Below are 25,600 nucleotides of genomic sequence, written 5' to 3' on the forward strand. Positions count from 1 at the left end.
TAATGGTTAACACAAATTACTTTAGTATTTTTAGTACACTTTACTATAATATAAAAAATAGTTATAAAAAATTTTACTGGAATTCAAATTTATATAACAAAAAAATTTCAAAAACTTTTAATAATCAATTTAGATACAAGCCTAGCGCTTACTTGTTGTCATCAATAATCAAATATCAAAAAAAAAAATATAAAATAGAGGATTTTGCTATCGAGACTATTTGGCAAAATAATATAAATTTAAAAGATTATGAAAAATTAAACAATTTTTTTTGGTTTTTTAGTTTGGACTTAAAATCTTCAAAAAAAACTACACAATCAATAATTACTAATTGGATTAATAATAATGATAGATATAATTCAAAAAGCTGGGATTTTGACATTACCGCAAAGAGAATAATCTCTTGGTTATCAACTCATCAACTTAGTTATGAAGATGCAAGTCAAGAATACAGACTTAAATTTGATCATATTATTCAAAAACAAGCCAATCATCTTTTAAATGAAATAAATAATTCTGATGAAGTTGAAAATAAAATGATTGGTTGTGCGGCAATTATATTAACAGGTTTGTGTTATCATGATGAAAAAAATTATCTTAGTAGTGGACTTGGTCTTTTAAAAAAAATTATTAAATCAACAATAGATAATCAGGGTTTCCCAAAATCAAGAAGTATCAATCAACTAAACTTTTATTTAAAATATTTCATAATTATTAGAGAGTGGTTCAAAGAGTCTCAAAATTTAGTACCAGAATATATTGATGAAACTATATATTATTTAGGGTCCAACTACGCTTTCGTTTGGAAAAATATTGGTCATGATATTTTATTTAATGGAAATTATGTTTCAAACAATAATGAATTCGATCAATATTTAAAAAGATTTGGCTACAAGTTTAAAAATGAAAATAAAGAACTTGCTGGATATGCTGTTCTAAAAAATAAAAAAATCATCTTAGCTATGGATATTGGATCTAGTCCAATTAAAAATCAGTCAAAAGATTATCAATCAGGAGTTTTATCATTTGAAATAATATCAAACGGACAAAAACTAATAAGTAACTCAGGTTACTATAGTGATAAAAAAAGTAAGCTAAATAAACTCTCTAAAAGTTCAGCATTGCAAAGTACTTTGACTATTGAAGATTATTCCTCATGCAGTTTTAAAAAAAATAAAGATGAAGACTATATTGTAAGCAAAGGTCTTAAAATTACAAAAAAAAATATTATTCTTGAGGACAATTATTGGAAAATTTCTTCTGCTCATGATGGGTACTTTCAAAAATTTGGCATAATTCATGAAAGAGAAATAGAATTCTATCCCGAACAATTAAAATTTATTGGTTTAGACAAAATATTAAACAAAAATATTAATAAAAATATAAAATTTGATATTAGATTTCATCTTGATCCAAACTCTAAAGTAATGAAAACACAAGATAATAAATCTATTTTTATAGAATTAGAAGATCAGGGTTGGAAATTTAGTTGTAATAACTATGATATAAACATTGATAATGGTTTATATTTCGGTAATAAAAATTCTTACAAAGAAAATCAGAATATATTTATATCCGGAATGACCGATAAAAAAGATCATACTATAAAATGGGAAATTACTAAATTATAATGAAAAAAATAAAAACAGCACTCATATCTGTTTCGGACAAGATTAATTTAAAACCTCTTTTAAAAATTTTAACTAAAAATAAAGTAAAAATTATTAGCTCTGGTGGAACTTTTAAAGAAATCAAAAAGTTGAAATTTAAATGCTTAGAGGTTTCAGAGTTTACTAATTCTCCTGAAATTTTAGAGGGAAGAGTTAAGACACTTCACCCTAAGATACATGCTGGAATTTTAAATAAAAGAAATAACAAATCTCATTTAAAAGATTTAAAAAATAATAATTTTGAAAACATTGATTTAGTAATTGTAAACTTTTACCCTTTTGAAAAAACTATAAAAAGCACAAAAAATCATAATAAAATAATAGAAAATATAGATGTAGGTGGGCCAACAATGGTTCGAGCTGCTGCTAAAAATTATAAAGATGTAACTATTATTACTTCCTCAAATCAATATGAGGAATTGATTGATCAATTAATAGAAAATAATGGCTCTACTACCTTAGAATTTAGAGAAAAATTATCGAGAGTTGCATTTACTGAAACCGCTTACTATGACGCAATTATTTCAAACTATTTTAATAAAATTTCAAGCACACTTTTTCCAACTAAGAAAATTTTTTATGGAAATCTTGTCGAAAAACCAAGATATGGCGAAAATCCGCATCAACAAAGCGCTATTTACTCAAAAAACTTAAGAATGAATTTAAAACAAGTTCATGGAAAACAACTTAGCTATAATAATTATAATGATATTTTTGCAGCACTAACTATTTCTAAATCATTACCAAAAGATACGGGTACAGTGATTGTAAAGCATGCAAATCCATGTGGTGTTTCAGTAAAAAAAAATCAGCTTGAAAGCTATAAATCTGCTTTAGCTTGTGATCCTGTAAGTGCTTTTGGGGGAATCGTGTCATGTAATTCCAAAATGACAAAAAAATTAGCATTGGAATTAAATAAGTTATTTCTTGAGGTTATTATTGCAAATGGCTTTGATACTAGCGCATTAAAGATATTAAAAACAAAAAAAAATTTAAGATTAATTGATGCTATAGATTTTGATTTTAAAGAAATTTTGAAATTTACATCTATAAATGAAGAAATATTAGTTCAATCAGAAGATACTAATAAATTTACTTCAAAAGATTTTAAGATTGTGTCTAAAAGAAAACCGAACTCACAACAATTAAAGAACCTCATTTTTGCATTCAATGTGTGTCGATATGTTAAATCCAATGCCATAGTCTTAGCAGCAAACAAAACTACTGTTGGTATTGGGTCAGGACAACCAAGTCGCCTAGATAGTTGTCAAATCGCAATCAATAAAATGAAAAAATTTATTAATCCAAATAATGAAATAGTAGCAGCATCTGATGCTTTTTTTCCATTTGTTGATGGTTTAGAAAAATTAGTTCAAGCTGGGATTACTGCGGTAATACAGCCTTCTGGTTCAATTCGGGATAAAGAAATTATTAATTATGCAAATCAAACTGATACTGTTCTAGTTTTTTCAAAGACTAGACATTTTAAACATTAATTATTTGGTCTATTTTTGCAGCTAATATAAAATCATTTTCGGAAAGTCCCTCAATAGCATGTGTGGTAATTTTTATTTCAGCATAACCCCAACCAAAAATAATGTCTGGATGATGACCTTCTTCTTCTGAAATTCTACCTACTTCATTAATAAATTTTTGACTTTCTAAAAAATTAATAAAACTAAATTTTTTATTTAGAAAAAAAATTTTTTTTTTATCACTAATAATATCCCAACCATCGACTTTTTTTTGATATTTATGAATTTCAGATATATCGAAAGGTAGAACGCCTCCTTCACAAGGTGCACATTTTTTATTTAGAAGATCACTCATAAAATATTTTGGAGCGGGCAAAGGGGGTCGAACCCTCGACCTTCTCGTTGGCAACGAGACGCTCTACCACTGAGCTATGCCCGCACTTTAAATTATTGTTGAAAATAGAAGCTTTTATTAAATTTAGCAAGATACAAAATAATTAAAACTTAATTTTTTTTTGTAATAAAGTATTAGTGGGTCCCTCAAAAAAGATTATTATTAAAAAATGCTAGATAAAAACATAAATGAATATTTACAAAAAGGTGAATTTAAAAAAACACTTAAAATATTAGAAAATCTAATCAAAAATAGTAAACAAAATATTTGGTTATTTTTTTATCTAGGGAAAACTTATTACAAATTAAATGATTATAAAAAAAGCATCTTTTACTTTAGGAAATGTAATCAAATTAAACCAAATTCCCCAAAAGTACTTTACAATTTAGCATTAGTTTTTCAGGGCCTTGGAAGGATCAATGAAGCAGAAAAATTATTTAATAAGTTAATTGATATTAATTCAGATGATGTTCATTCATATTATGGATTATTCAACCTTAATATTAATAATATAACTCAAAACTATAAAAAAAAATTAAAAGATCTGTCAAACAATGAAAAAATTAGTTTATTTGAAAAAAGCCTTATTAACTTCATTTTTTCTAAATTAGAAAAAAAAGAAAAAAAACTAAAAGAGGAAATAAGATTTTTAAGTTTATCACATGACCTTTCTTTTAAATCAAATTATAATTACAATATTCAATCAAACTTTTATTATAAAAAAATTATAACAAATCATTTTGATAAAATAGAATATGAAGGATCAATCAAAACAAATTTAGATTTTGATCAATTCAATCCTATATTTATTATTGGGTTGCCTAGATCTGGCTCCACATTAGTTGAGTCTTTGATTTCTCAAAGCACAGATCAAATTCATTCTTTTGGTGAATTTCATGCAATAAATATGTCAATTTTTGATCAGATTGGTTCTTTAATTTATTCTGAAAAATTTGATTATAAGAATTTCAAATTTGTAATTAATAAAGAAAAATTTCAAGACTCTTTAATAGAAAGATATGGAAACATAGAAAATAAAATTTTTATAGATAAATCTTTAGAAAATTTTTTTAATATTGACATAATTTTACAATTTTTTCCTAATGCAAAATTTTTACATACCTTTCGAAATTTTAATGACTCTATAATTGGTATTTACCAGCGAATGATGCCTGATTTATCATGGTCTCATGATATAAAAGATATTTTAGAATATGCCAACAATTATAAAACAATAATTAATCATTTTAAAAAAGAATATCCAAATAATATTATGGATATAAACTTGGAAAAGCTTACATTAGATAAAAAAAAAGAGTCACAAAAAATTTTTGAGTTTTGTAATATTAATTGGAATAATGATGTTCTGAATTTTAACAAAAAAAATAAGCTATTTACTAAAACAAATAGTTTTTTACAAATAAGAGATAAAATTGATAAATATAATATTAATAAATATGAGCCTTATTATTATTTATTAAAATAAACATATGATTATAATATTAATGTTATGACAAAAATAAAAAAAAATGAACTACCCGATAAAATACCTGTTTTTCCGTTAAGTAACTTTATTATTTTTCCCAAAACTACTGTCCCTTTAAATATTTTTGAACCAAGATATATGGATATGATTAACGACAGTATGAAATCAAATAAATTTATTGGCATGATACAACCCAAAAACTCAAATAACGATCAAAACATGCCTACATTACATAATATCGGTTGCCTTGGGAAAATAACAAGCTTCAAAGAAACTGAGGATGGTCGTTTTACGATAGAATTAAAAGGCCTGATTAGATTTGAAACTATCCAAGAGATTACCTCTGATAACAAATATAGGGAATATGAAGTTGATTTTAAAAATTTTTATCATGATTTGAGTGATGAAAAAGAGGAACTAAAATTTATTGATCTTGAGTTAATTTTTAAAGATTTAAAATCTTTATTTGAAAAAAGAGGTTTTGTTATCAATTGGAAAGAGCTTGAAAAACAGAGTCTAGATGAAACAATAAATGCTTTAGCTATGGCTTCTCCTTTTTCGTTAGAAGAAAAACAAGTTTTACTAGAAGCTAAAAATCTTGATGTGAGAAAAAATAGAATAGCTGAAATTCTAAAAACCTACACGCATGATTTTTTTAACAACACAACAATACAATAAATTAAAACAAAATTCCTTTATCAGCAATTTTAGTAAATACTTTTTTTATAAGATGATTATTTCCAATGAATTTAACAGATTTACTTAAAATATTATTTTTGATTTTTCGCTCAATATTAAAAAATTCATGAATAAAATCAATTCCATTTGAAAAAATAAAATTTTTATGTTTCACGATGTTTTCAAATTCATCATTTATTGAACTATCTAACGGTAAGCCAAGCTCATATTTTTTGCTAATTAATTTAGTTAGAATTTTTATATCTCTAATAATCATATTAAATCCTTGTCCAGCCAATGGATGAATTGTGTGTAATAAACCACCAAATGCTAAAACATTATTATGATAATATGATCTTAAATTTAATGATTTTAATTCAAACTTATCAATATGTTTAATTTCTCGAATTTTATATTTAAAGTTATAGACCTTGATTAGTTCTTCAATATTATCATTTTCTTTATACAGAGTGTTATGAATTGAATAAACTATTGAGGTTTCATTATTAGAGATCGGTAGAAAAGCTAATGGACCTTTTTTGGTAAAAATTTGTATTGCTGTATCATTTGAAATTTTATCATGTTTAATAATAGTTGTATGGGCAATACTGTTATATTTTTTAACAATCTTATTACTAAAATATTTTTTAGTAATAGCATGGGAATAATCACAATTTATAATAAGACTATAGTCTTTAATGAAAGATAAATTATTATTAATTATTTTTTTTTTAAAATATTTATTTTTTGATAAGTCTTTTTCTAAATTTTCATAAAGTGCATGATTTTTAAGAATTGAAAAAAGTTGTTTGTCATTTTGAAAATTTAATAATTTTTCTTTTTTTAAATTATCTGTAAATATTTCTATTTTTTTTAATCTCCAAAGAAATTTGTCAATATTAATTATATTTTCATTAAAAAAATCAGAATTAGTTTTTGATATACCAAGCGTCCTGGTTTTGCTTAACTTAAAGTTTTTTTTTTGCGTTAAAAGATCAACATTAATATTCTTGTTAGCTAATGTTTTTGCTAAAGTTAACGCTGTAAGACCATTTCCAAGTATACAAACTGTCATAATATTTTTAATTTTAACAATAAAAATTAGATGATACAAAGTGATTAAATTGATTCATTTATATGAATATTAAAAAAACAGCATATTTATTACTTAATTTCGCTATTAAAAGACTGGCAGAAATTTTTGGAATAATAACTTTTATATCTGGCACAATGTTGTTGGTGGCTCTAATAACTTATTCCCCAGAAGATCCTAATTTCATTTTTCCTGAGAATACTGAGATCAAGAATTTACTAGGCTTTCAAGGAAGCTATATTTCAGATTTGTTGTTTCAATCTCTTGGAATTATTGCTTATTTAATTTCTTTTACGCTAATGATTACAGGTATTAATATATTTAGAATAAAAGAGTTTTTTTTAATCATTGAAAATATTTTTTTTGCTACACTATATTCTATCTTTGGGACACTTTTTTTAACTTTCTTTTATTCTAAAGGTTTTGCCCTTTATATAAACGGTAATGGAGGTTTTATTGGTAACTATTTAAACCAGACATTTCTTAATTCTTTGATACAAATCAATGAAGGCGTATTTTACTACGTTTTAATTTTATTAATTTCAATTTTATTTTTAATTAGTATTAACTTTAGCCCCACAAAATTTTTGATTTTTATTAAAAATTTATTAGCTTTATTTTCTAAGAATGAAAGCAACATATACACAGACAAAAGTGAAATAATTAATGAATATATACCGCAAGACGAAATCAAAAATCTTATTCAGGAAGATTTACCTTTTATAAAAAGTGAAAGTATCTCTGAAAATAAGATAAGATTTAAATTGCCAAGTTTGGATTTATTAAAAATTCCAACAAAAAAAGAAAGGGATAATTTTAGCAAAAACGTAGCTCATGATCCTGATTTCTTAGAAAAGATATTGATGGATTTTGGGGTTAGCGGAAATATTAAAAAAGTAAGTCATGGACCCGTGGTTACTCTTAATGAGTTTGAGCCTGCTGCAGGAGTTAAAGTTTCAAAAATAATTAATTTATCAGATGATATAGCTAGAAACACAAGTTCTGAATCTGCAAGAATTGCAACAATACCTGGAAGTAATACGATCGGCATTGAACTTCCAAATAATGCTAGAGAAAATGTCTATCTAAGTGAGATTTTAAATAATCCAGATTTTAAAAAAAAAGATATAAAATTACCAATAGCCCTTGGAAAAAATATCTCTGGTGTTCCTATTGTTGGTGATTTAGCTTCTATGCCCCATCTTTTAATTGCTGGAACAACTGGATCAGGAAAATCTGTTTGTATTAATACAATTATATTGTCACTTCTTTATCGACATACTCCAGACAGATGTAAATTTATTTTAATTGATCCAAAAATGCTTGAATTATCAACTTATGAAGGGATCCCACATTTATTGTGTCCAGTGATTACAGAAGCTAAAAAGGCTGCTTCTGTTCTAGGTTGGGTGGTTAAAGAAATGGAGAGCAGATATAGATTGATGACAAAAGAAGGAGTTAGAAATATTGATGGTTATAATTCAAAACACAAGCTTCCTATGCCCTATATAGTAGTAGTAGTCGATGAAATGTCGGACTTGATGCTTGTTGCTGGTAAAGAAATTGAAAATTATATTCAAAAACTATCTCAGATGGCAAGAGCAGCTGGCATTCATATCATTATGGCAACCCAAAGACCAAGTGTTGATGTCATAACAGGTACTATTAAGGCTAATTTCCCAACTAGAATATCTTTTCAGGTTACTTCTAAAATAGATAGCAGAACTATCCTTGGGGAACAAGGAGCAGAACAATTGCTTGGAAAAGGAGATATGCTCTACATGTCATCTGCCAATAGAATAGTTAGAATTCATGCGCCATTTGTTTCAGATAATGAAATTGAAAAAATAAATAATTCTCTAAGATCTCAAGCTGAACCTGATTATATCGATGAAATTTTAAGTTATGCCGATGAAAAAGAGATTGGAGACATTCAAAACCAAGGAGACAAGGATGAACTTTATCAATCAGCTTTAGAAATTATTAGATCTGAAGGTAAAGCTTCAACTTCATTTCTACAAAGGAAACTACAAATTGGTTACAACAGGGCTGCCAGAATAATAGATATGATGGAAGTTGATGGAATAGTTAGTAAAGCCAATCATGTTGGTAAAAGAGAAGTTCTGTAATGTTAAAATACTTCGCTATATTTTTTTTTTTAAACTTAATTACAAGTGCAAATGCAAATTACAAAGAAAAAATTATAGATACATTGAAAAACACAAATAATATAAACTTCAACTTTGAGCAAAATATTAACGGAAAAATAGAAACAGGAAATTGTATAATTGAATATCCAAAAAAAATTTTTTGTGAATATGACAAATCAAATAATAAAATTTTAGTATCTAATGGAAAATCATTAGTTATCAAAACATTGTCAAGCTACTATAAATATCCAATTCAAAGAACACCTCTAGAATTAATATTAGATAAAAAATTTTTAATTAATAAAATTGCTATTCTCAAAGAAAGAATAATTGACGAGTCTTTCATAAACTATCAAATTTTAGAAAAAGATAATGAGATAAATATATTTTTTGATAATCAAACATATAATTTAGTTGGATGGCAAACTAAAGATATATATCAGAATTTAAACATTACATTTATTTCATCAGTTAAAACTAATGAAGTTATAGATAAGGATTTATTTAAATTGCCACCACAAAACTAAATTAATATAGATTCAGTTTTAAAAATTTTCATACCTCTAGTAATATAATTACTCAAAGCATTTTTATGGTCCAAAGTGCAAGTATGTGCCCAAACTCTATTGATATTACTATCAAAAGATATCTTAATTGCTTCACATAATAAATGTGAACCTAATTTTTTGTTCTGATATTCCTCTAATAATCCAAAATATGCTAACTCTACTTCTTTTTTTTCAGTATGAAAAATTAATTCAAAAAAACCTGCTAAATCATCTTTGTGTTTTAAAACATAGGTTTTCACCTTCTCATTTGAAATATAGTCTATCCATTGGCTCTCCATCCATACTAGCCGATCTACCCATCTATGTTTTTTACCAATATTTTTATAAAAAAATTTATTCAATTGGAAATTAATTGGATCTAATAAATTTAGGGAATAATCTGCAGGAGGCACTGGAACCTTTTTTAAATCTTGAAGAGACTTAATTTCCAGATAGCTTCTTTTAACCTTGTGTGTCACTCAACCATTTTTCCAACTTTTTCACCTCCAAATAAATGGAAATGGAAATGTGGAACCTCTTGACCACCATGATCACCGATGTTTGCTAGTGCTCTATAGCCTTCTCCTACTTCTGTTGATATACCAAGCTTTTTAGCAACAATGTTGATACCCTTTAACAGTCCAACCATCTCCTCAGAGGTGGCATTTAAACTAAAATCATCGAGATCAATGTAATTTCCTTTAGGAATTACTAGAGCATGAATTTTTTTTTGTGGATTGATGTCATGAAAAGATAAGACAAACTCATCTTCATAAATTTTATTGCATGGGATTTCATTTCTTAGAATTTTTGCGAAAATGTTATTATGATCGTAGCTCATTTCTTTCTATTTTCTAATTCTGCCATTACTTCTTCAATTTTTATTTCATTAGCTTCTAAATACATTAGCAAATGATAGAAAACATCTGCTGCCTCATGAATTTTATTTGAATTTTCTTCCACTGCTTCAATTAATTCATCAATTTCCTCTAAAACTTTTGCTTTGCTTAATGATTTGTCAGTAAGTAACTCGTTTGTGTAAGAACCTTCAATTGGAGTAGCTTTTCTTTCTCTTGCAAGTTTAATAAGGTTTTCTAAAGTTTTAAACATATTAAATTCTAACAGGAATTCTTTTTGAATCCAAATATTCCTTAGCTTCTTTTACTGAATGTTTCCCATAGTGGAATATTGATGCTGCTAACACGGCACTAGCTTTACCTAACATTATACCCTCAACCAAGTGGTCTAAATTACCAACACCGCCAGAAGCAATAACTGGAATATTAACTTTAGAAGATATTTTTGACATTAAATCAATATCATATCCAACTTGGGTACCATCCCTATCCATTGAAGTAACAAGTAACTCTCCTGCTCCACCATCTTCCATTTTTTTTGCAAATTCTATTGCATCAATTTCTGTTTTATTTCTACCGCCGTGTGTAAATACTTCCCATTTATTACCATTTTTTTTAGCATCTATTGCAACAACAATACACTGAGATCCAAATTTTTTTGAACTTTCTATAATGACTTCTGGATTTTGAACAGCAGCAGTATTGATTGAAACTTTATCTGCTCCACAGTTTAATAATTTATTAATATCATCAACACTTCTAACACCACCACCAACTGTTAATGGAACGAAACACTTTTTAGATGTTCTTTCTACAACTTCATAAATTGTTTCTCTATTTTCATTAGAAGCGGTAATATCCAAAAAACAAATTTCATCAGCACCGCCTTCACTATAAATTTTAGCTTGTTCGACTGGATCACCAGCATCTTTAAGATCAACAAAATTAATCCCCTTTACAACACGACCATTTTTAACGTCTAAACATGGTATAATTCTATTTTTAAGCATTCAATTCCTTAACAAGTTCCTCTAATTTAATGTCACCATCATAGATAGCTTTTCCAACTATGATGCCTTCGATATTACTATTATTCAATTCCTTAGCTTTTTTAATGTCGTCAATTGAAGAAACTCCGCCAGATATGATTACAGGACAGTTCGAAGTGTTAGCAACCTTAGCCGTTTCCTCAAAATTAGGGCTTTGTTTCATACCATCTCTATTAATGTCGGTATAAATTAATCTGCTTGCTCCATAATCATTAACTTCTTTTAAATAATCTAAAGTTAATTGGTTAGAATTTTCTTTCCAGCCAGAGACAGATAGATAACCATCTTTAGCATCCAAACCTAAAGCAATTTTGTTTGGAAACTTTTTACAAGCATCTTTTAAAAAATTTTTATCTTTTATAGCAGCGCTCCCTAAAATTACTTTTTCAACACCAGCATCAACATATTTTTGAATACTTTCAAAATTTCTTATTCCTCCACCAATTTCAATTTTAAGATCAAATTTTTTAACTATTTCTTGAATAATATCTAAATTAACTGTTTCTCCTGTTAAAGCACCATCTAAATCAACTACGTGTAAATTTTTAAAACCATGATCTTTATATTTACTGGCTTGTTCAATCGGTGACATTTCATATTCTGTTTTATTACCAAAGTCTCCCTTAACTAACCTCACACACTTTTTGTCTTTAATGTCTATAGCAGGAAATATTTTCATCTAATTAAGAATTTTTTTCTTAGCTTTTTCAAATTCTTCCTTAGTAAGTACTCCAGATTTAAATAAATTATTCAGCTGCTCTAATTGATCAACAACATCATTATCACTAATATTGGTAACATTTTTAATTACATTGTTTTGTTTAAAGGAGTTTTTAATAATTGAATTAAAACTAGATTTAAATTTAGAACAATTAGCAAAACAGTAACCATCAAAACCAAATAATTTGTTATTTTTTTCAGACAAATAAATAATATATTCAGTGGCTTTAATTTTTTTTTCAGCTGCTAGAAATATAAAATCCCCATGAAAAAATAAATATGGAGTTTTGTTTGAAGAAATTGAAAATTTTAATGATTTTATTTTTATTCCCATTTCTGGAGATATTTCAAGATAATTATTACTTATGTTTAGTTCTTTTTTAATTTCATTAGTATAAAAATTTATATCCTTATTGGACATATTTCTAAGTTCATCAGCAGATATACCAAAATTATTTTTATCCAAGACTTCTTCAGTATCTCCAAAGATTAAATAACTAAGCATTGTTTCGGAATTATTTTTTTTTAAAATAGATCTTATTGATGAAAATAAACTATCAACAGCTCTACCAAAATTATTATAATTAGTTGATTCAAGTTTATTAATTTTTTTTATAATTGGCTTTAGAATCGCAATCTGATCAATACTTTTTCCATCGTTTAATTGTTCAACTACTTCTTTAACTTTTGGTGAAACAAATGAATAACAGCCTTCATATTCTCCACAATGCTCGTCAATAGCATATAAACTATACTCAGACCAATTAATTACTACAAATTTATTTGGAACATCTAAATTATGTAAACCTACATTTATAGATTTTGAAAAACTGAAATTAGAAAATATTAAAGTAAAAAATATTATGAATAAAAATTTTTTCATTATTATAAACTTATAAAGTTTTGAATCATTTGTAATCCAGTTTTATCACTCTTTTCAGGGTGAAATTGAGTACCAAATATGTTTTCCTTTTCAACTGAACAAACAATATTTGATGAATAATCGGTTGTTGCTGAAATAACATTTTTATCTTCAGGAATAAATTCATAGCTATGAACAAAATACATATGAGAATTATTTTCTATATTTTTAAAAATTTTACTTTCTTTAACAATATTAATTTGGTTCCAGCCAATATGTGGAAGTTTGTATTTATTGTTTTGATTATCAATTTTAGAAACTTTTCCAGAAATCCAACCTAAACCCTTTGTTTCTATTTCTTCATAACCAATATCAGCAAACATTTGCAATCCAACACAAATTCCAAGAAGTGGTTTTTTGTTATCAATTACAAATTCATTTAAAGTATCAACTAAGCCATTTATACTGGTTAAGGCATCAACACAGCTCTTAAACGATCCTTGGCCTGGCAAAACAACTTTATCACTTGATTTAATCTTTTTTAGATCTGAAGTAACTTCAATACTCACTTCATCTTTAGCAACTTCCTTAAAAGAATTTATTACAGAACTAATATTTCCTGAATTATAGTCAACAATCGTGACGTTCATTAAATTTATAAAGAGCCCTTAGTTGATGGAATGCTCTTCTTATTTCTAGGATCTATTTCTAAAGCTGTTCTTAATGACCTCGCTAAAGCCTTAAAACATGACTCGATAATATGGTGGCTGTTGTCTCCATAAATATTTTCCATATGCAATGTTATTCCTGCTGACTGAGAAAATGCTTGAAACCATTCTTTAAAAAGTTCTGTATCCATTTCTCCAAGTCTTTCTACTTTTAATTTTACTTTCCAAATTAAGTAAGGCCTATTTGAAACATCAATTGCAACTCTTGTTAATGTTTCATCCATTGGAATCATCGCGTGTGCATATCTTCTAATTCCTTGATAATTTTTTAATGCTTTTTTTAAAGCCTCACCTATGGCAATTCCTGTATCTTCAGTTGTATGGTGAAGATCAATGTGAGTATCTCCTTTAGCTTTAACTTTTAAATCTATAAGAGAATGCTTTGATAACTGCTCAAGCATATGATCTAAAAAACCGATCCCAGTATCAATTTTGTACTGACCTTTACCATCAATATTAACTTCAGCACTGATGCTGGTTTCTTTAGTTTTTCGAGATACTTTTCCTTTTCTAGCCATATATTCTAGAGGTATACATGCATAATCTTACTATATCAATATCAGCTATTAACACTTGAAGAATTTAAAATAATTACCATTTAACAGTCATGACAACAATTGTATTAGTTAGAAAAAATAATGAAGTAGTTGTAGCTGGAGATGGCCAGGTAAGTATGGGAAATACTGTGGTTAAAAGTACTGCTTCAAAAATTAGAAAAATTGAAAAAAGAGATGTAGTAGCAGGTTTTGCAGGTTCAACTGCAGATGCGCTTACTTTATTTGAAAGATTAGAAGCTAAGATAGAAAAACATGCAGGAAATTTATCAAGAGCTGCCGTTGAATTAGCAAAGGATTGGCGGACAGATAAATATCTCAGAAGATTAGAGGCATTGATGGCTATTGGTGACAAAGACAATAGTTATATAATTTCTGGAACTGGAGATGTTCTGGAGCCTGAAGGTGATGTAATAGGAATTGGTTCTGGTGGAAATTATGCTTTAGCTGCTGGTAAAGTTTTAATGGAAACTGATAAAAGTGCTGAAGAAATTGCAAAAAAAGCCATTAAAGTTGCGTCAGAGATTTGTGTTTTCACAAATGATAATATTAAGGTTCTAAAGATATAATGGAAAATTCAAACGTAACTCCTCTAGTTCCAAAAGACAAAAACGATAAAGAAAAAAGTTCTTTAGTAAGTTCGTTATCACCAAGAGAAATTGTTTCTGAATTAGATAGATTTGTAGTTGGACAAAATAAAGCTAAAAAAGCTGTTGCAGTTGCTCTTAGAAATAGATGGAGAAGACAAGCACTTAAGGGTGAAATGAAAAATGAAGTTTTACCTAAAAATATTTTGATGATTGGACCAACTGGAGTTGGGAAAACTGAAATTTCTAGAAGACTTTCAAAACTTGCTGAAGCTCCTTTTGTAAAAGTTGAAGCTACAAGATTTACAGAGGTTGGATATGTTGGAAGAGATGTAGAACAAATAGTCAGAGACCTGATTGAAATTGCTATTTCAATGGAAAAAGTAAAAATGAGAAAAGAAGTTCATGCCCAAGCTCAAAAACTAGCTGAAGAAAAAGTTTTAGATGCATTAGTTGGTAAAAAAGCAAGCCTTGCGACTAGAGAAAGTTTCAGAAAAAGACTTCGAAATGGAGATCTTGATAACAATGAAATAGAAATAGCTGTAAATGATACAGGGTCAGGCAACACCTCTTTTGAAATCCCTGGAATGCCTGGAGCAAATGTGGGTATGATTAATATTGGTGAGATGATTGGTAAATCTATGGGAAATAAAGAGATAAAGAAAAAAATGACAGTGAAAGAATCTCATGAAATTTTAATCAATGACGAATCTGATAAATTAATTGAACAAGATAAAATCATTAAAGCTGCAAAAATATCTACTGAAAATAATGGAATAGTATTTTTAGATGAGATAGATAAAATTTCTGCAAGGACAGATAGAGTTGGAGGAGATGTTTCTCGTGAAGGTGTTCAAAGAGATTTATTGCCTTTAATTGAAGGAACTACAGTTAATACTAAACATGGTCCCATCAAAACGGATCATATTTTATTTATAGCGTCAGGAGCTTTTCAGCTTGCTAAACCATCTGATTTACTGCCTGAACTCCAAGGGAGACTTCCTATTAGAGTCGAGCTAGAAGCATTGACTAGTGATGATTTTAAGAGAATTTTAAGAGAACCTGATTTTAGTTTGATTAAACAATATGTAGCTCTTTTAAATACAGAAAATGTAGAACTTGTGTTTTCGGATGATGGTATTGATACAATCGCAAATATAGCCTCTGAGGTAAATGCCACAGTTGAAAATATTGGTGCAAGGAGATTACATACAATCATTGAAAAAATTTTGGATGAAATAAGTTTTACAGCCACAGACCGCGCAGGTGAAAAAATTATCATCAACAAAGAGTATATTAATAAAAATTTAGATACACTTGTAAAAGATACAGATCTTTCAAAATTTATTTTGTAAATTTATTTTTTTTTAAGAAAATATAAAAGGCTCCACTTCCGCCATCTTCTATTTTAGCATCTTGTATTTCATGGATTATATTCATTAAATTTTTATTATTAGATATAAACTCAGGAACAGAATATTTAAGAATACTCAAATCTTTCGACACATACGGATCTTTTTCATTTTGGGAATGAAGACCTTTACCAGTAACTACTATTAATTTGTTTATTTTCTCCGAGTATGAATTTTGGATAAAATTTTCAATGATTTTATTTGCTTGATCTAACGTATATCCATGTAAATCTATTGATCTGATCTTAAGTTTTGTTTTTTTTTGATGCTTACCATCTTTGTTGGGTAGCTTATCTTTACTAGAAATAAAATCTTGCCAATCTTTTTTATCTTTATCTGGAAGATTGTTGCTCAATTAAGTAAGTATATTTACTAGTTGCCAATTAGGATTTGATGATGTCACATCTCTTGAAAAAATCCATGTATCATAAATTTTTTTAATTTTTTCTGGGTCCCCAGATACAATCTTTTTATCTTTATCCTTGATACAGGTAACTACTTCTGCAACAAAATCTACAGTTACATTTAAGATTTTATCAATTTTTTTATGTTCTTTAATATTTGCAGAGTTAATACCAATAAAAGTAATTTCTGCATAATGGCCTCTGTTACTTCTTGCTTTTAACGCGTCATTAAATTGGTTAAAAATTTCTTTATTAATAAGTGGCCTACTTGCAATTATCTTATTATCATTATCACTAAAGTCTGTAATAATTGTTTCATAGGCAATTTTTGCACCTTTTAGAAATTCTTTTTGTGCAGCATCGTCGAAGTTTTCGTTAATTTTACGGACATTATCCGTTTTTACCTTATTTAAAATTTCTTTAAATTGTGGGGGTGCTTTTCCCTCAAAACCAGTTCTCTTTCCAAGAATTCCTCTTAATCGTAAAAAAATAAAGCCAGCAATCATTGCTAATAAAATTATATCGATGTATTCAAAGCTGTAACTCATGTTCTTATAATAATTACTATGTTGATTAATTTCAACTAGCAATTTAGATTAAAGACAAATGAACCCAATTTTATTATCAATATTATTAGTTCCGGTAATCGAAATTTATCTTTTAATTAAAATAGGCTCTCAAATAGGAGCTATTACCACAATTTTACTAATTTTTACCACAGCAATAGTTGGAATTTATTATGCTAAGTATGAGGGTTTAAATACTCTAAGGTCTGGATTTATACAGTTAAGCAAAAATGAACCACCAACATATGAGATGATATCAGGAGCTGCAATTGCATTTGCGGCGTTACTATTAATTATACCTGGATTTGCAACTGATATTTTAGGATTTTTACTAATTTTTCCAATAAGTCGACGATTTTTTTTTAGTATACTTTCAAACAAATTTAAACATAAAGAAACTAAAAAAAATAATTTTATAGATGGAGACTTTGAAGATATAGAAGACGATGATGACAGAAAAATATAAAATTTTAGGCAAATATATAAAAGATATGTCTAGTGAAACTAAAGACATAGAAACATATCTATTTGTAAAAGATAGAATTGCAAAATATCAACTTGGGATAGACATAAGTTCAAAACCATTAAAAAATAAGCTCATTGAGATTAACACTAACTTGAAATTTGAAGATAGAGAAAAAAGTGATAAAAAATCATATTTTGAGATTATTTATTCCACAATAATTAGAATAGATGAAGAAATAAAAGATAAGAAAGAATTGGAAAGAATTATATTGTGTGATGTGCAAATTAAAATTTACCCTGATTTAGAGAAGTCTCTTTTGGATCTCCTACACAATTCTGGTTTTCAAGGGATCAAATTTGAAAAAAAAGTAGATTTTGAAACTCTGTACAATAACAAATTTAATTAAAAAAATTTTTTTTTAAATTACTTTTCAAATATTCTTTATGTTTCTTAAGCTCATCGGCATTAGGTGAAATTACTTTTTTAAAATATTCAGTTTTAGTATTATTTTTTACCTTGATTTGGGAGTCTTGATTTTGAAAATTAAGAGTGGGTTCTTTTTGGTCAATTAAATTAATATATACTTTTGCAAGCAAATCACAGTCAATTAGTGCTGTGTGGTTTGTTCTTTTCGAATTATCTACCCTATATCTTTTACAAAGTGCATCCAAGCTAGCTGGTGAACCTGGAAATTTATCTCTAGCCAAGACCAAGGTATCAATTATTTCATTGGTTATTTTTTTTTTCCCAATAAAGAAAGTTCATTATTGAGATGACCGAGGTCAAATTCTGCATTATGGATTATCAGTTTCTTATCTTTTATAAACTCCAAAAATTCTTCGCCCACTTCACTGAATTTTTTTTGTTTAGATAAGAATTCATCCGTATACCCATGTACTTCTAAAGCTTTTTCAGAAACTTTTCTCTCAGGATTTAGATAACAATGAAATCTATTCTTTGTTGGAACGAGATCATTTAGCTCAATACAACCTATTTCAACAATTCGATGGCCTTCTTTAACAGAAATACCTGTTGTCTCTGTATCTAATACTATTTCTTTCATTTATATAATTTTTTTCAAAATATTTTTAATTTCCTTTTTAATAGTTTTTTTCATAAAATTATTTTTTATAATAAATTTTGATTTTTTTTTCTTATAATTTAATGAAAATTGAATACTTTGAAACAAGTTTAAAAGCTTTATGTTAAAATTATCTCTTTTTCTTAACCTTTTATAAACATCAACTTTATTAGATTGTATAAAAATCAATATATCTTTTTTTTGATTAATTTTATTCTCCAATAAAAGAGGGATATCAAGGATTACAAATTTTTTATTTTTGTTTTTTTTTAAAAAAGTATTTAATTTTTTTCTTATTTCTAAATGAACAATTTTGATAATTTTTTTTAAATTATTTTTATTATTTAATATTGCATTAGAAATTTCTTTTTTATTAATTGGAAATGAATGTATATGTTTGGGTAATGCTTTCTTTAACTTATTATAAATTATTTTATTTTTTTTATATAACTGACCAACTTCCTTATCTGCATTAAATACTGGATATCCAAATTCATTAGCTACATAACTTTTTCCAGATCCTATATCTCCCAAAATTCCAATTCTAATCATTGATCCAAAAGCTTAATTACATCCTCATCAATTTTTGGCTGAACTCCATGCCATAAATTAAAAGCTAAAAATGCTTGATAAATGAACATTAATTTACCATTTTCAGTTTTATTACCCAATTTTTTTCCTGTCATTAAAAAGTTGGTTTGATTAGGATTATAGATTACATCGTAAAATAATTTATTTTTTCCCATCTTATTGAAATCTAAATTTATTTTATCATCTTTGTTAAGTCCTATACTTGTTGCATTAATTATCATATCAAATACTGGGATATCTCCCCATTCTACAATTTTTAAATTTTCAAATAAATTTTTTAATTCTTCAGCTTTTGATTTGGTTCTGTTACTAACGATTATTTCAAAAGCTTTCATTTTATTTAAAGCAAAAATAATTGATGGCACAACTCCCCCCGCTCCCAGTATAAAAATTTTCTTATCTGTAATATCAAATTTTAAATCTTGAATGCTAAGTTCAAAACCCTCTATATCGGTATTATGTCCAATAACTTTATTATCTTTTAAATAAATTGTATTAACCGATTGTGTTTTTTTGGCCTCTAAACTCAAATCATCTAAGTAATTAATTATTTTTCTTTTGAAAGGTACCGTAACGTTCACACCATGTATTTTCTGCTCTCTAATTTCTAAAATTAAATTCTCAATTTCATTTTCATTTAATTTTTTTTTTTCATAAATGGCTTCTATATCTTTATTTTTAATCCAATAATTGTGTAATTTGGGTGATAAAGAGTGTTCAATTGGGTTTCCTATAACTAAATATTTTTTCATTTTACTAAATCTAAATATTGTTTAATTTTTTCAATTGGTAACCCCATTATAGTGTCCTCGTTACCATCAATTTTCTCAAACAAATTTCGACCCTCTCCTTCGATTTGATATACATTATAAGCATATAAAGCTTCATCAGTTATTTTGTTTAAGTATTGTTTTAAATTTTGGTCAGAAAAATTTTTCATTTTAAGTATGGCTTTGTCTGTATAATTCCAAATCATTTTACCATTTTTTGAAATGCATACAGAACTAACTAAATAATGTTCTTTTCCGTTTAGTTTTTTTAGAATATCTAGTGCCTCATCTCTATTTCGAGGTTTCGATATCAATTCTCCCTCTAAATCTATTACGCTATCAGCCCCCAAAACCATTTGATCGGTGATTTTTAGGCTAATTTTATTAGCTTTTAGTTCTGCTAAATTTTTTGAAATGATAGTTGGAGAAGCTTTTTCCCTTAATAAACTTTCTTTTACAACATCCTCATTAATATTGGATGGCTCCACTTGACTAGATATATTGTTTTTGTCCAATATTTCTTTTCTTACTTTGCTTTTAGAGGCAAGAATAATGTTATTTGGCATTATTTAAATATATCTCATGTATTTTTATTATTGATGCCGCTGTTTCTTCAACAGATTTTCTTGTGACATCAATGGAGGGCCATTTATATTTTTGAAATGTTTTTTTAGCATTCACAACTTCTTTTCTTATATTTTCTATATCTGTGTAGTTTTTATTTTCTGTTTCTTTTAAAGAGCTCATTCTGTTTTTTCGTATATCAACCAATCGTTCTGGTTCGGTGTTTAAACCAATTACACAAGTCATTTGTGGATTAGATTTTAATTTTTCTGGTAATGAATTTTCATTTACTAGTGGTATATTTGATGTTTTAAATCCTTTGTTTGCAAGATAAATTGATGTTGGGGTTTTGCTTGTTCTGCTTACACCAACCAAAACAATATCTGATTTTTCAATTTCATTAGGTAAATTTCCATCATCATGATTCATTGTAAATTGTATTGCTTCTATTCTTTCATAATATTCTTCGTTAAGAACGTGTTGTCCGCTCGGTTCGTGTGAAGCTTTTTGATTAAGTATTTTAGAAAAATTTAAAATTAAGTTTCCTAAAACACCAAAACAGGGTATTTTTTTATCACCACTTACGTTTGCTAAATATTTTGCTAAATTGTTATCTACAATAGTGTATAAAATTACCGAATTATCATTTTTTTTTGCGTCTTCTAGAATTTTTAATATTTGATTTTCTGTTCTTGTAAAAGAATAAGAGTGTACCTTATATTCAATATTTTTAAATTGTGCTTTTAAAGCTAGAAAGATTCTATCAAGGGTCTCTCCAGTTGAGTCAGAAATTAGATAAATTTGATATGTATTACTCATGAATAAATTGTGAATAAATTTGTATTATTTTAATTAAATTACTCAATTTAAATATTGTAAAAATATCCTTGTAAAATAACGATTTTATTAACAATAATAAACACTCTAACAAAATTATACATTATTCTTAATAAAACAGTAAAAAGCTACAATTTAAACAATTTTATTAACTTTATGATGTTATTAAACTGTTAATATAATGTTAATAAATGTTTATCATCATTATTCACATTACATAATACTAATACAATAATTATATATATTATTTTAATATGACACCACTTCACAAAGTAATAATAAAAAAAGATACCAGTATAAATCCTATATGGATAATGAGACAAGCAGGAAGATATTTACCTGAATTTAGAGAAATACGAAAATTAAATCCTAATTTTATAAATTTATGTCTTAATGAAAACTTATCATCAGAGATAACTTTACAACCTATTAGAAGATTTGATCTAGATGCTGCTATAATTTTTTCAGATATTTTAATGTTACCATATGGTTTAAATCAAAAGGTCGAATTTGAGAAAGGTTTTGGACCTAAATTAGGCAAAGTTAATATTGATGAAATGTCCAAATTAGATGAAGTTGATTTTGTTCAAAAAATTTATCCAGTTTATAAAGCAATAAAAAAAGTAAGTACAAACGATTTAATAAAAGATAAAAATACAATAGGGTTTGTGGGTGCTCCTTGGACTTTATTGGTTTATATTATTAATCAACAGTCTCCCAAAAAAAATCTTAAAAAAGATTTCTATAAAGATGATTTTTTAATAAACAGACTTTTATTAATTTTAGAAAAATTTTTAAAAATACACATTAAAAATCAAATTGATAATGGAGCAAATGTAATACAAATATTTGATAGTTGGGCAGGATTACTAGAAGAAAAAGATTTACCCAACTACATTTATTCACCCACTCTTAACTTGGTTAACTTTGTCAAAAGTTTAAACATACCTGTTATTTGTTTTCCTAGAGAAATTAAAAATTATAAAGAATTTTGTGAAATTGTAAAACCAGATGCGGTTGGTATTGATTATAATATTGATCCAAAAAAGATTTTAAAAGATATAAAAATTCCAGTTCAAGGTGGGCTAGATCCTAAAATACTGCTTTCAGATAAAGAAACACTTAAAAAAGAAGCAACAAAATATTTAAATATTTTTAGAAATCATCCTTATATTTTTAATTTAGGGCATGGAGTTTTACCTGAAACAGATCCCAATATGTTTGACTATTTAGTTAATACTGTAAAAGATTATCAATGAAAAAAGCAGTAATTCTTTTTAATCTAGGTGGTCCCGATAAATTAGAAAATGTTAAGCCTTTTTTATTTAATTTATTTAACGATCCAGCAATATTAAATTTACCAACTGTTTTTAGATATCCTTTGGCAAAGCTAATATCTAATAGAAGAACACCAACGGCTAAAAAAATATATCAAGAACTTGGTGGTTCATCCCCTATTTTAAAATTAACGAAAGAGCAATCTAAAGCCCTAGAATTAAAACTTAATAATGATGATCAAGATTCAGAATATAAGTGTTTTATTGTTATGAGGTGCTGGCACCCAAGAGCAGAAGAGATTGCAAATTATGTAAGAAATTTCAACCCAGATGAAATTATTTTAATGCCCTTATACCCACAATATTCAGCAGCAACATCGGGATCATCAATAAAAGAATGGAAAGATATTTGTAAGAAAAATAATATTAAAATTAAAACAAGCACCATTTGTTGTTATCCAACCGACGAAAGTTTTGTTTTGGCACATAAGGAGGAAATAATTAAAAAAATAAATAATTTAAAAAATTTTAAATTAATATTTTCTGCACACGGCTTACCAGAAAAAAATATAAAAAAAGGTGATCCCTATCAGTGGCAAGTAGAACAGTCAGTAGACAAAATTGTTAAATCTATAAATATAAAAAATTTAGATTGGATATTAAGTTATCAAAGTCGTGTAGGACCTTTAAAATGGATTGGTCCATCCACAGAAGATATAATTATAGAAAATTCAAAATTAGGAAAAAGTATTGTGTTGGTGCCTATAGCGTTTGTGTCAGAACACTCAGAAACATTAGTTGAACTAGATATAGAATATAAAGAATTAGCAGATAAAAACGGATGTAAAAATTATATAAGAGTTCCAGCCTTAGGTACTAACGAAAATTATATAAAAGCTATGTCTGATTTAATTATCAAAAAACAGGATTACAATTTTAATGGAGAACTTTCCCCCCCAAAAAATCAATGCCCAAAACAATTTGTTAAATGTCCGTGTTTAAATTATGAATAGTTATTTATTATTTAAAAGCTTACACTTAATAGCTGTTGTTTCATGGATGGCTGGTCTTTTGTACCTTCCAAGAATTTTTGTTTATCATGTTGAGAATAAAAAAAAAAAGAAGCTACTGATATATTTGAAGTAATGGAAAGAAAACTTTTTTATTACATAATGCGTCCAGCAATGATTTTTACGTGGATTTTTGGATTAATTTTAATTTATTTAAATGGAATAGAAATATTTTCTCAATTATGGATGCAAATCAAAATAGTATTAGTTATTTTATTATCAGCCTATAATGATTATCTTGGTAAATGCCTTTTATCTTTAAAAAACAATTCTAATAATAAATCTTCAAAATTTTTCAGAGTAATTAATGAAATTCCAACGGTGGTACTTATTTTAGTAGTATTTCTTGTCATTTTTAAGCCAATCTAGGGTTGAAATAACAATTGTAGCATATATATTAGATATATCTTTATAGTCCTTAAAATTTAAATCATGAACATCCAAGAGTTAAAATTAAAATCATCCGAACAACTCATCACGCAAGCCGAAGAGCTGGGTATTGAGAATGCAAGTACACTAAGAAAACAAGAAATTCTTTTTGCTATCTTAAAAAAAGTTGCTGAAAAAGAGGAAATAACAGGTGCTGGTGTTTTACAATTATTACAAGATGGTTTTGGTTTTTTAAGAGCGATGGAGTCAAACTATTTGCCAGGACCAGATGATATTTATGTTAGCCCTAGTCAAATTAGAAAGTTTGGTTTAAGAACAGGAGATACTGTTGAGGGACCAGTGAGAGCACCTAAAGAAGGTGAAAGATATTTTGCACTACTTCAAGTTAGTAAAATTAATTTTGAAGAGCCTGAAAAAGCTAGACACAAAATTGCATTTGATAACTTAACTCCACTTTATCCAGATCAACAAATGGTAATGGAAGTAGAGACAACAAAAGTTGAAAAAAAACCCGACTTAACACCGAGATTAATTGACCTAGTTAGTCCAATCGGAAAAGGTCAAAGATCAATAATTATTTCACCTCCAAAAGCTGGAAAAACAATGATCTTACAAAGTATTGCTAACTCAATTGCCAAAAATTATCCAAAAAGTTATTTAATGGTTTTACTAATTGATGAAAGACCTGAGGAAGTTACAGATATGCAAAGAACTGTTAAGGGTGAAGTTATAAGCTCTACTTTTGATGAACCAGCTCAGAGACACGTTGCAGTTGCTGAGATGGTTATTGAAAAAGCGAAAAGATTAACAGAGCATAAAAAAGATGTTGTCATATTATTAGATTCTATAACAAGATTAGGCAGAGCCTATAATGCAGTTATTCCAAGCTCAGGTAAAGTTTTAACTGGTGGTGTAGATGCTAATGCACTTCAAAGACCAAAAAGATTTTTTGGTGCAGCAAGAAATATTGAAGAGGGTGGATCATTAACAATTATTTCGACTGCTTTAATCGATACTGGTAGTAGAATGGACGAAGTAATTTTTGAAGAATTTAAAGGGACAGGAAATAGCGAAACTGTTCTTGATAGAAAAATTGCTGATAAAAGAATTTATCCAGCAATTGATATAACAAAATCTGGAACAAGAAGAGAAGAATTGTTATTTGATAAAAATGACCTTCAAAAAATGAATGTTCTTAGAAGAATAATTGCACCAATGGGAACAATGGACGCTATAGAATTTATTAATTCAAAATTAAAAGACACTAAAAATAATGCTGAGTTTTTTAACTCAATGAACAAACCAGCATAACCACTTAAAC

The 25,600-nt window shown here is 27.1% G+C and carries 29 protein-coding genes, 1 tRNA gene and 2 pseudogenes; 14 read left to right on the forward strand and 18 right to left on the reverse strand.

Annotated elements, in window-relative coordinates:
* Positions 1-2 precede the first annotated feature (2 nt).
* On the forward strand, positions 3-1,631 hold the full coding sequence (locus ACIJYI_RS06870) for a heparinase II/III family protein (RefSeq protein ID WP_435113997.1): 1,629 nt from the start codon (positions 3-5) through the stop codon (positions 1,629-1,631).
* A complete protein-coding gene (gene purH, locus ACIJYI_RS06875) occupies positions 1,631-3,166 on the forward strand; it encodes a bifunctional phosphoribosylaminoimidazolecarboxamide formyltransferase/IMP cyclohydrolase (protein WP_435113999.1) in 1,536 nt (511 codons plus the stop codon). Before ACIJYI_RS06870 ends, purH begins: the two co-directional genes overlap by 1 nt.
* Here purH and ACIJYI_RS06880 read toward each other — a convergent pair.
* The gene (locus ACIJYI_RS06880) at positions 3,156-3,500 is read right to left on the reverse strand and encodes a 4a-hydroxytetrahydrobiopterin dehydratase (protein WP_435114001.1); all 345 of its coding nucleotides are present in this window, start codon (positions 3,498-3,500) and stop codon (positions 3,156-3,158) included. The genes purH and ACIJYI_RS06880 overlap by 11 nt on opposite strands.
* Before the next feature lie 9 nt (positions 3,501-3,509).
* Positions 3,510-3,584: transfer RNA gene (locus ACIJYI_RS06885), tRNA-Gly, on the reverse strand.
* A 124-nt stretch (positions 3,585-3,708) separates the two neighbouring features.
* On the opposite strand from ACIJYI_RS06885, the gene ACIJYI_RS06890 reads away from it, so the two are divergent.
* Together ACIJYI_RS06890 and ACIJYI_RS06895 are read left to right on the forward strand one after the other, a co-directional pair.
* On the forward strand, positions 3,709-5,025 hold the full coding sequence (locus tag ACIJYI_RS06890; RefSeq protein WP_435114003.1) for a tetratricopeptide repeat-containing sulfotransferase family protein: 1,317 nt from the start codon (positions 3,709-3,711) through the stop codon (positions 5,023-5,025).
* 24 nt (positions 5,026-5,049) lie between these two features.
* On the forward strand, positions 5,050-5,703 hold the full coding sequence (locus ACIJYI_RS06895) for an LON peptidase substrate-binding domain-containing protein (protein ID WP_435114005.1): 654 nt from the start codon (positions 5,050-5,052) through the stop codon (positions 5,701-5,703).
* 1 nt (position 5,704) lies between these two features.
* Here ACIJYI_RS06895 and ACIJYI_RS06900 read toward each other — a convergent pair whose 3' ends face one another.
* Positions 5,705-6,778: a ubiquinone biosynthesis protein UbiB gene (locus tag ACIJYI_RS06900; protein ID WP_435114007.1), complete on the reverse strand. Its 1,074-nt coding sequence runs from the start codon at positions 6,776-6,778 to the stop codon at positions 5,705-5,707.
* 62 nt (positions 6,779-6,840) lie between these two features.
* Here ACIJYI_RS06900 and ACIJYI_RS06905 point away from each other — a divergent pair, with 62 nt between their 5' ends.
* Both ACIJYI_RS06905 and ACIJYI_RS06910 read left to right on the forward strand, forming a co-directional pair.
* Complete coding sequence (locus ACIJYI_RS06905; RefSeq protein WP_435114009.1) at positions 6,841-8,925, forward strand: DNA translocase FtsK; 2,085 nt, start codon at positions 6,841-6,843, stop codon at positions 8,923-8,925.
* Positions 8,925-9,473 carry a LolA family protein gene (locus tag ACIJYI_RS06910; RefSeq protein WP_435114011.1) on the forward strand — a complete coding sequence of 183 codons (549 nt, stop codon included), beginning with the start codon at positions 8,925-8,927 and terminating at the stop codon, positions 9,471-9,473. Before ACIJYI_RS06905 ends, ACIJYI_RS06910 begins: the two co-directional genes overlap by 1 nt.
* Here the strand turns inward: ACIJYI_RS06910 and ACIJYI_RS06915 are convergent.
* Genes ACIJYI_RS06915 through hisB form a run of 8 tightly spaced genes read right to left on the reverse strand, consistent with a single transcriptional unit; the run spans position 9,470 to position 14,228 of the window.
* Positions 9,470-9,973, reverse strand: coding sequence for a GNAT family N-acetyltransferase (locus ACIJYI_RS06915; RefSeq protein ID WP_435114013.1), 504 nt, complete (start codon positions 9,971-9,973; stop codon positions 9,470-9,472). The genes ACIJYI_RS06910 and ACIJYI_RS06915 overlap by 4 nt on opposite strands.
* A complete protein-coding gene (locus ACIJYI_RS06920) occupies positions 9,970-10,335 on the reverse strand; it encodes an HIT domain-containing protein (RefSeq protein ID WP_435114015.1) in 366 nt (121 codons plus the stop codon). Before ACIJYI_RS06920 ends, ACIJYI_RS06915 begins: the two co-directional genes overlap by 4 nt.
* Positions 10,332-10,604 carry a phosphoribosyl-ATP diphosphatase gene (gene hisE, locus ACIJYI_RS06925; RefSeq protein ID WP_435114016.1) on the reverse strand — a complete coding sequence of 91 codons (273 nt, stop codon included), beginning with the start codon at positions 10,602-10,604 and terminating at the stop codon, positions 10,332-10,334. The genes ACIJYI_RS06920 and hisE overlap by 4 nt, the downstream gene beginning before the upstream one ends.
* A gap of 1 nt (position 10,605) precedes the next feature.
* Positions 10,606-11,361 carry an imidazole glycerol phosphate synthase subunit HisF gene (gene hisF, locus ACIJYI_RS06930; RefSeq protein WP_435114017.1) on the reverse strand — a complete coding sequence of 252 codons (756 nt, stop codon included), beginning with the start codon at positions 11,359-11,361 and terminating at the stop codon, positions 10,606-10,608.
* Positions 11,354-12,079 carry a 1-(5-phosphoribosyl)-5-[(5-phosphoribosylamino)methylideneamino]imidazole-4-carboxamide isomerase gene (gene hisA / locus ACIJYI_RS06935; RefSeq protein WP_435114018.1) on the reverse strand — a complete coding sequence of 242 codons (726 nt, stop codon included), beginning with the start codon at positions 12,077-12,079 and terminating at the stop codon, positions 11,354-11,356. Before hisA ends, hisF begins: the two co-directional genes overlap by 8 nt.
* Complete coding sequence (locus ACIJYI_RS06940) at positions 12,080-13,003, reverse strand: SHOCT domain-containing protein (protein WP_435114019.1); 924 nt, start codon at positions 13,001-13,003, stop codon at positions 12,080-12,082. It abuts the gene before it with no gap.
* Between the two features lie 2 nt (positions 13,004-13,005).
* Complete coding sequence (gene hisH / locus ACIJYI_RS06945; RefSeq protein ID WP_435114020.1) at positions 13,006-13,632, reverse strand: imidazole glycerol phosphate synthase subunit HisH; 627 nt, start codon at positions 13,630-13,632, stop codon at positions 13,006-13,008.
* A gap of 5 nt (positions 13,633-13,637) precedes the next feature.
* Positions 13,638-14,228 carry an imidazoleglycerol-phosphate dehydratase HisB gene (hisB, locus tag ACIJYI_RS06950; RefSeq protein ID WP_435114021.1) on the reverse strand — a complete coding sequence of 197 codons (591 nt, stop codon included), beginning with the start codon at positions 14,226-14,228 and terminating at the stop codon, positions 13,638-13,640.
* Positions 14,229-14,317: 89 nt separating this feature from the next.
* On the opposite strand from hisB, the gene hslV reads away from it, so the two are divergent.
* A complete protein-coding gene (gene hslV, locus ACIJYI_RS06955; protein WP_023649225.1) occupies positions 14,318-14,833 on the forward strand; it encodes an ATP-dependent protease subunit HslV in 516 nt (171 codons plus the stop codon).
* Entirely contained in the window at positions 14,833-16,206 is a 1,374-nt protein-coding gene (gene hslU, locus ACIJYI_RS06960) for an ATP-dependent protease ATPase subunit HslU (protein WP_435114022.1), read from the forward strand. Before hslV ends, hslU begins: the two co-directional genes overlap by 1 nt.
* On the opposite strand, the gene ACIJYI_RS06965 is transcribed toward hslU, so the two are convergent.
* Together ACIJYI_RS06965 and ACIJYI_RS06970 are read right to left on the reverse strand one after the other, a co-directional pair.
* The gene (locus ACIJYI_RS06965) at positions 16,196-16,618 is read right to left on the reverse strand and encodes a Smr/MutS family protein (RefSeq protein ID WP_435114023.1); all 423 of its coding nucleotides are present in this window, start codon (positions 16,616-16,618) and stop codon (positions 16,196-16,198) included. The two genes, hslU and ACIJYI_RS06965, sit on opposite strands and share 11 nt — an antisense overlap.
* Entirely contained in the window at positions 16,619-17,215 is a 597-nt protein-coding gene (locus ACIJYI_RS06970; RefSeq protein ID WP_435114024.1) for a Tim44/TimA family putative adaptor protein, read from the reverse strand.
* A 58-nt stretch (positions 17,216-17,273) separates the two neighbouring features.
* On the opposite strand from ACIJYI_RS06970, the gene ACIJYI_RS06975 reads away from it, so the two are divergent.
* Positions 17,274-17,699: an FxsA family protein gene (locus tag ACIJYI_RS06975; protein ID WP_435114025.1), complete on the forward strand. Its 426-nt coding sequence runs from the start codon at positions 17,274-17,276 to the stop codon at positions 17,697-17,699.
* On the forward strand, positions 17,683-18,105 hold the full coding sequence (locus ACIJYI_RS06980; RefSeq protein WP_435114026.1) for a protein-export chaperone SecB: 423 nt from the start codon (positions 17,683-17,685) through the stop codon (positions 18,103-18,105). Before ACIJYI_RS06975 ends, ACIJYI_RS06980 begins: the two co-directional genes overlap by 17 nt.
* Here the strand turns inward: ACIJYI_RS06980 and dnaQ are convergent.
* The 5 genes and pseudogenes from dnaQ to ACIJYI_RS07005 form a co-directional block, all read right to left on the reverse strand.
* Positions 18,098-18,762 (reverse strand): annotated as a pseudogene (dnaQ, locus tag ACIJYI_RS06985) (DNA polymerase III subunit epsilon). The gene ACIJYI_RS06980 and the pseudogene dnaQ overlap by 8 nt on opposite strands.
* Entirely contained in the window at positions 18,763-19,332 is a 570-nt protein-coding gene (gene coaE / locus ACIJYI_RS06990) for a dephospho-CoA kinase (RefSeq protein ID WP_435114027.1), read from the reverse strand.
* Complete coding sequence (gene aroE, locus ACIJYI_RS06995; RefSeq protein ID WP_435114028.1) at positions 19,329-20,123, reverse strand: shikimate dehydrogenase; 795 nt, start codon at positions 20,121-20,123, stop codon at positions 19,329-19,331. Before aroE ends, coaE begins: the two co-directional genes overlap by 4 nt.
* On the reverse strand, positions 20,120-20,707 hold the full coding sequence (locus ACIJYI_RS07000; RefSeq protein WP_435114029.1) for a Maf family nucleotide pyrophosphatase: 588 nt from the start codon (positions 20,705-20,707) through the stop codon (positions 20,120-20,122). The genes aroE and ACIJYI_RS07000 overlap by 4 nt, the downstream gene beginning before the upstream one ends.
* Complete coding sequence (locus ACIJYI_RS07005; protein WP_435114030.1) at positions 20,697-21,524, reverse strand: pyruvate, water dikinase regulatory protein; 828 nt, start codon at positions 21,522-21,524, stop codon at positions 20,697-20,699. The genes ACIJYI_RS07000 and ACIJYI_RS07005 overlap by 11 nt, the downstream gene beginning before the upstream one ends.
* Before the next feature lie 272 nt (positions 21,525-21,796).
* Between ACIJYI_RS07005 and hemE the strand changes: the two genes are divergently transcribed.
* From hemE to rho, 4 genes and pseudogenes are all read left to right on the forward strand, one after another.
* Positions 21,797-22,801 carry a uroporphyrinogen decarboxylase gene (hemE, locus tag ACIJYI_RS07010; RefSeq protein ID WP_435114031.1) on the forward strand — a complete coding sequence of 335 codons (1,005 nt, stop codon included), beginning with the start codon at positions 21,797-21,799 and terminating at the stop codon, positions 22,799-22,801.
* On the forward strand, positions 22,798-23,832 hold the full coding sequence (gene hemH / locus ACIJYI_RS07015; RefSeq protein ID WP_435114032.1) for a ferrochelatase: 1,035 nt from the start codon (positions 22,798-22,800) through the stop codon (positions 23,830-23,832). Before hemE ends, hemH begins: the two co-directional genes overlap by 4 nt.
* A 46-nt stretch (positions 23,833-23,878) precedes the next feature.
* Positions 23,879-24,258: pseudogene (hemJ, locus tag ACIJYI_RS07020) on the forward strand (protoporphyrinogen oxidase HemJ).
* Between the two features lie 63 nt (positions 24,259-24,321).
* Positions 24,322-25,590 (forward strand): transcription termination factor Rho, encoded by a 1,269-nt coding sequence (gene rho / locus ACIJYI_RS07025; RefSeq protein ID WP_435114033.1) that lies wholly within the window; start codon positions 24,322-24,324, stop codon positions 25,588-25,590.
* The last annotated feature ends 10 nt before the right edge of the window (positions 25,591-25,600 follow it).

Source organism: Candidatus Pelagibacter bacterium nBUS_36 (genome assembly GCF_051201215.1).
GTDB lineage: Bacteria > Pseudomonadota > Alphaproteobacteria > Pelagibacterales > Pelagibacteraceae > Pelagibacter.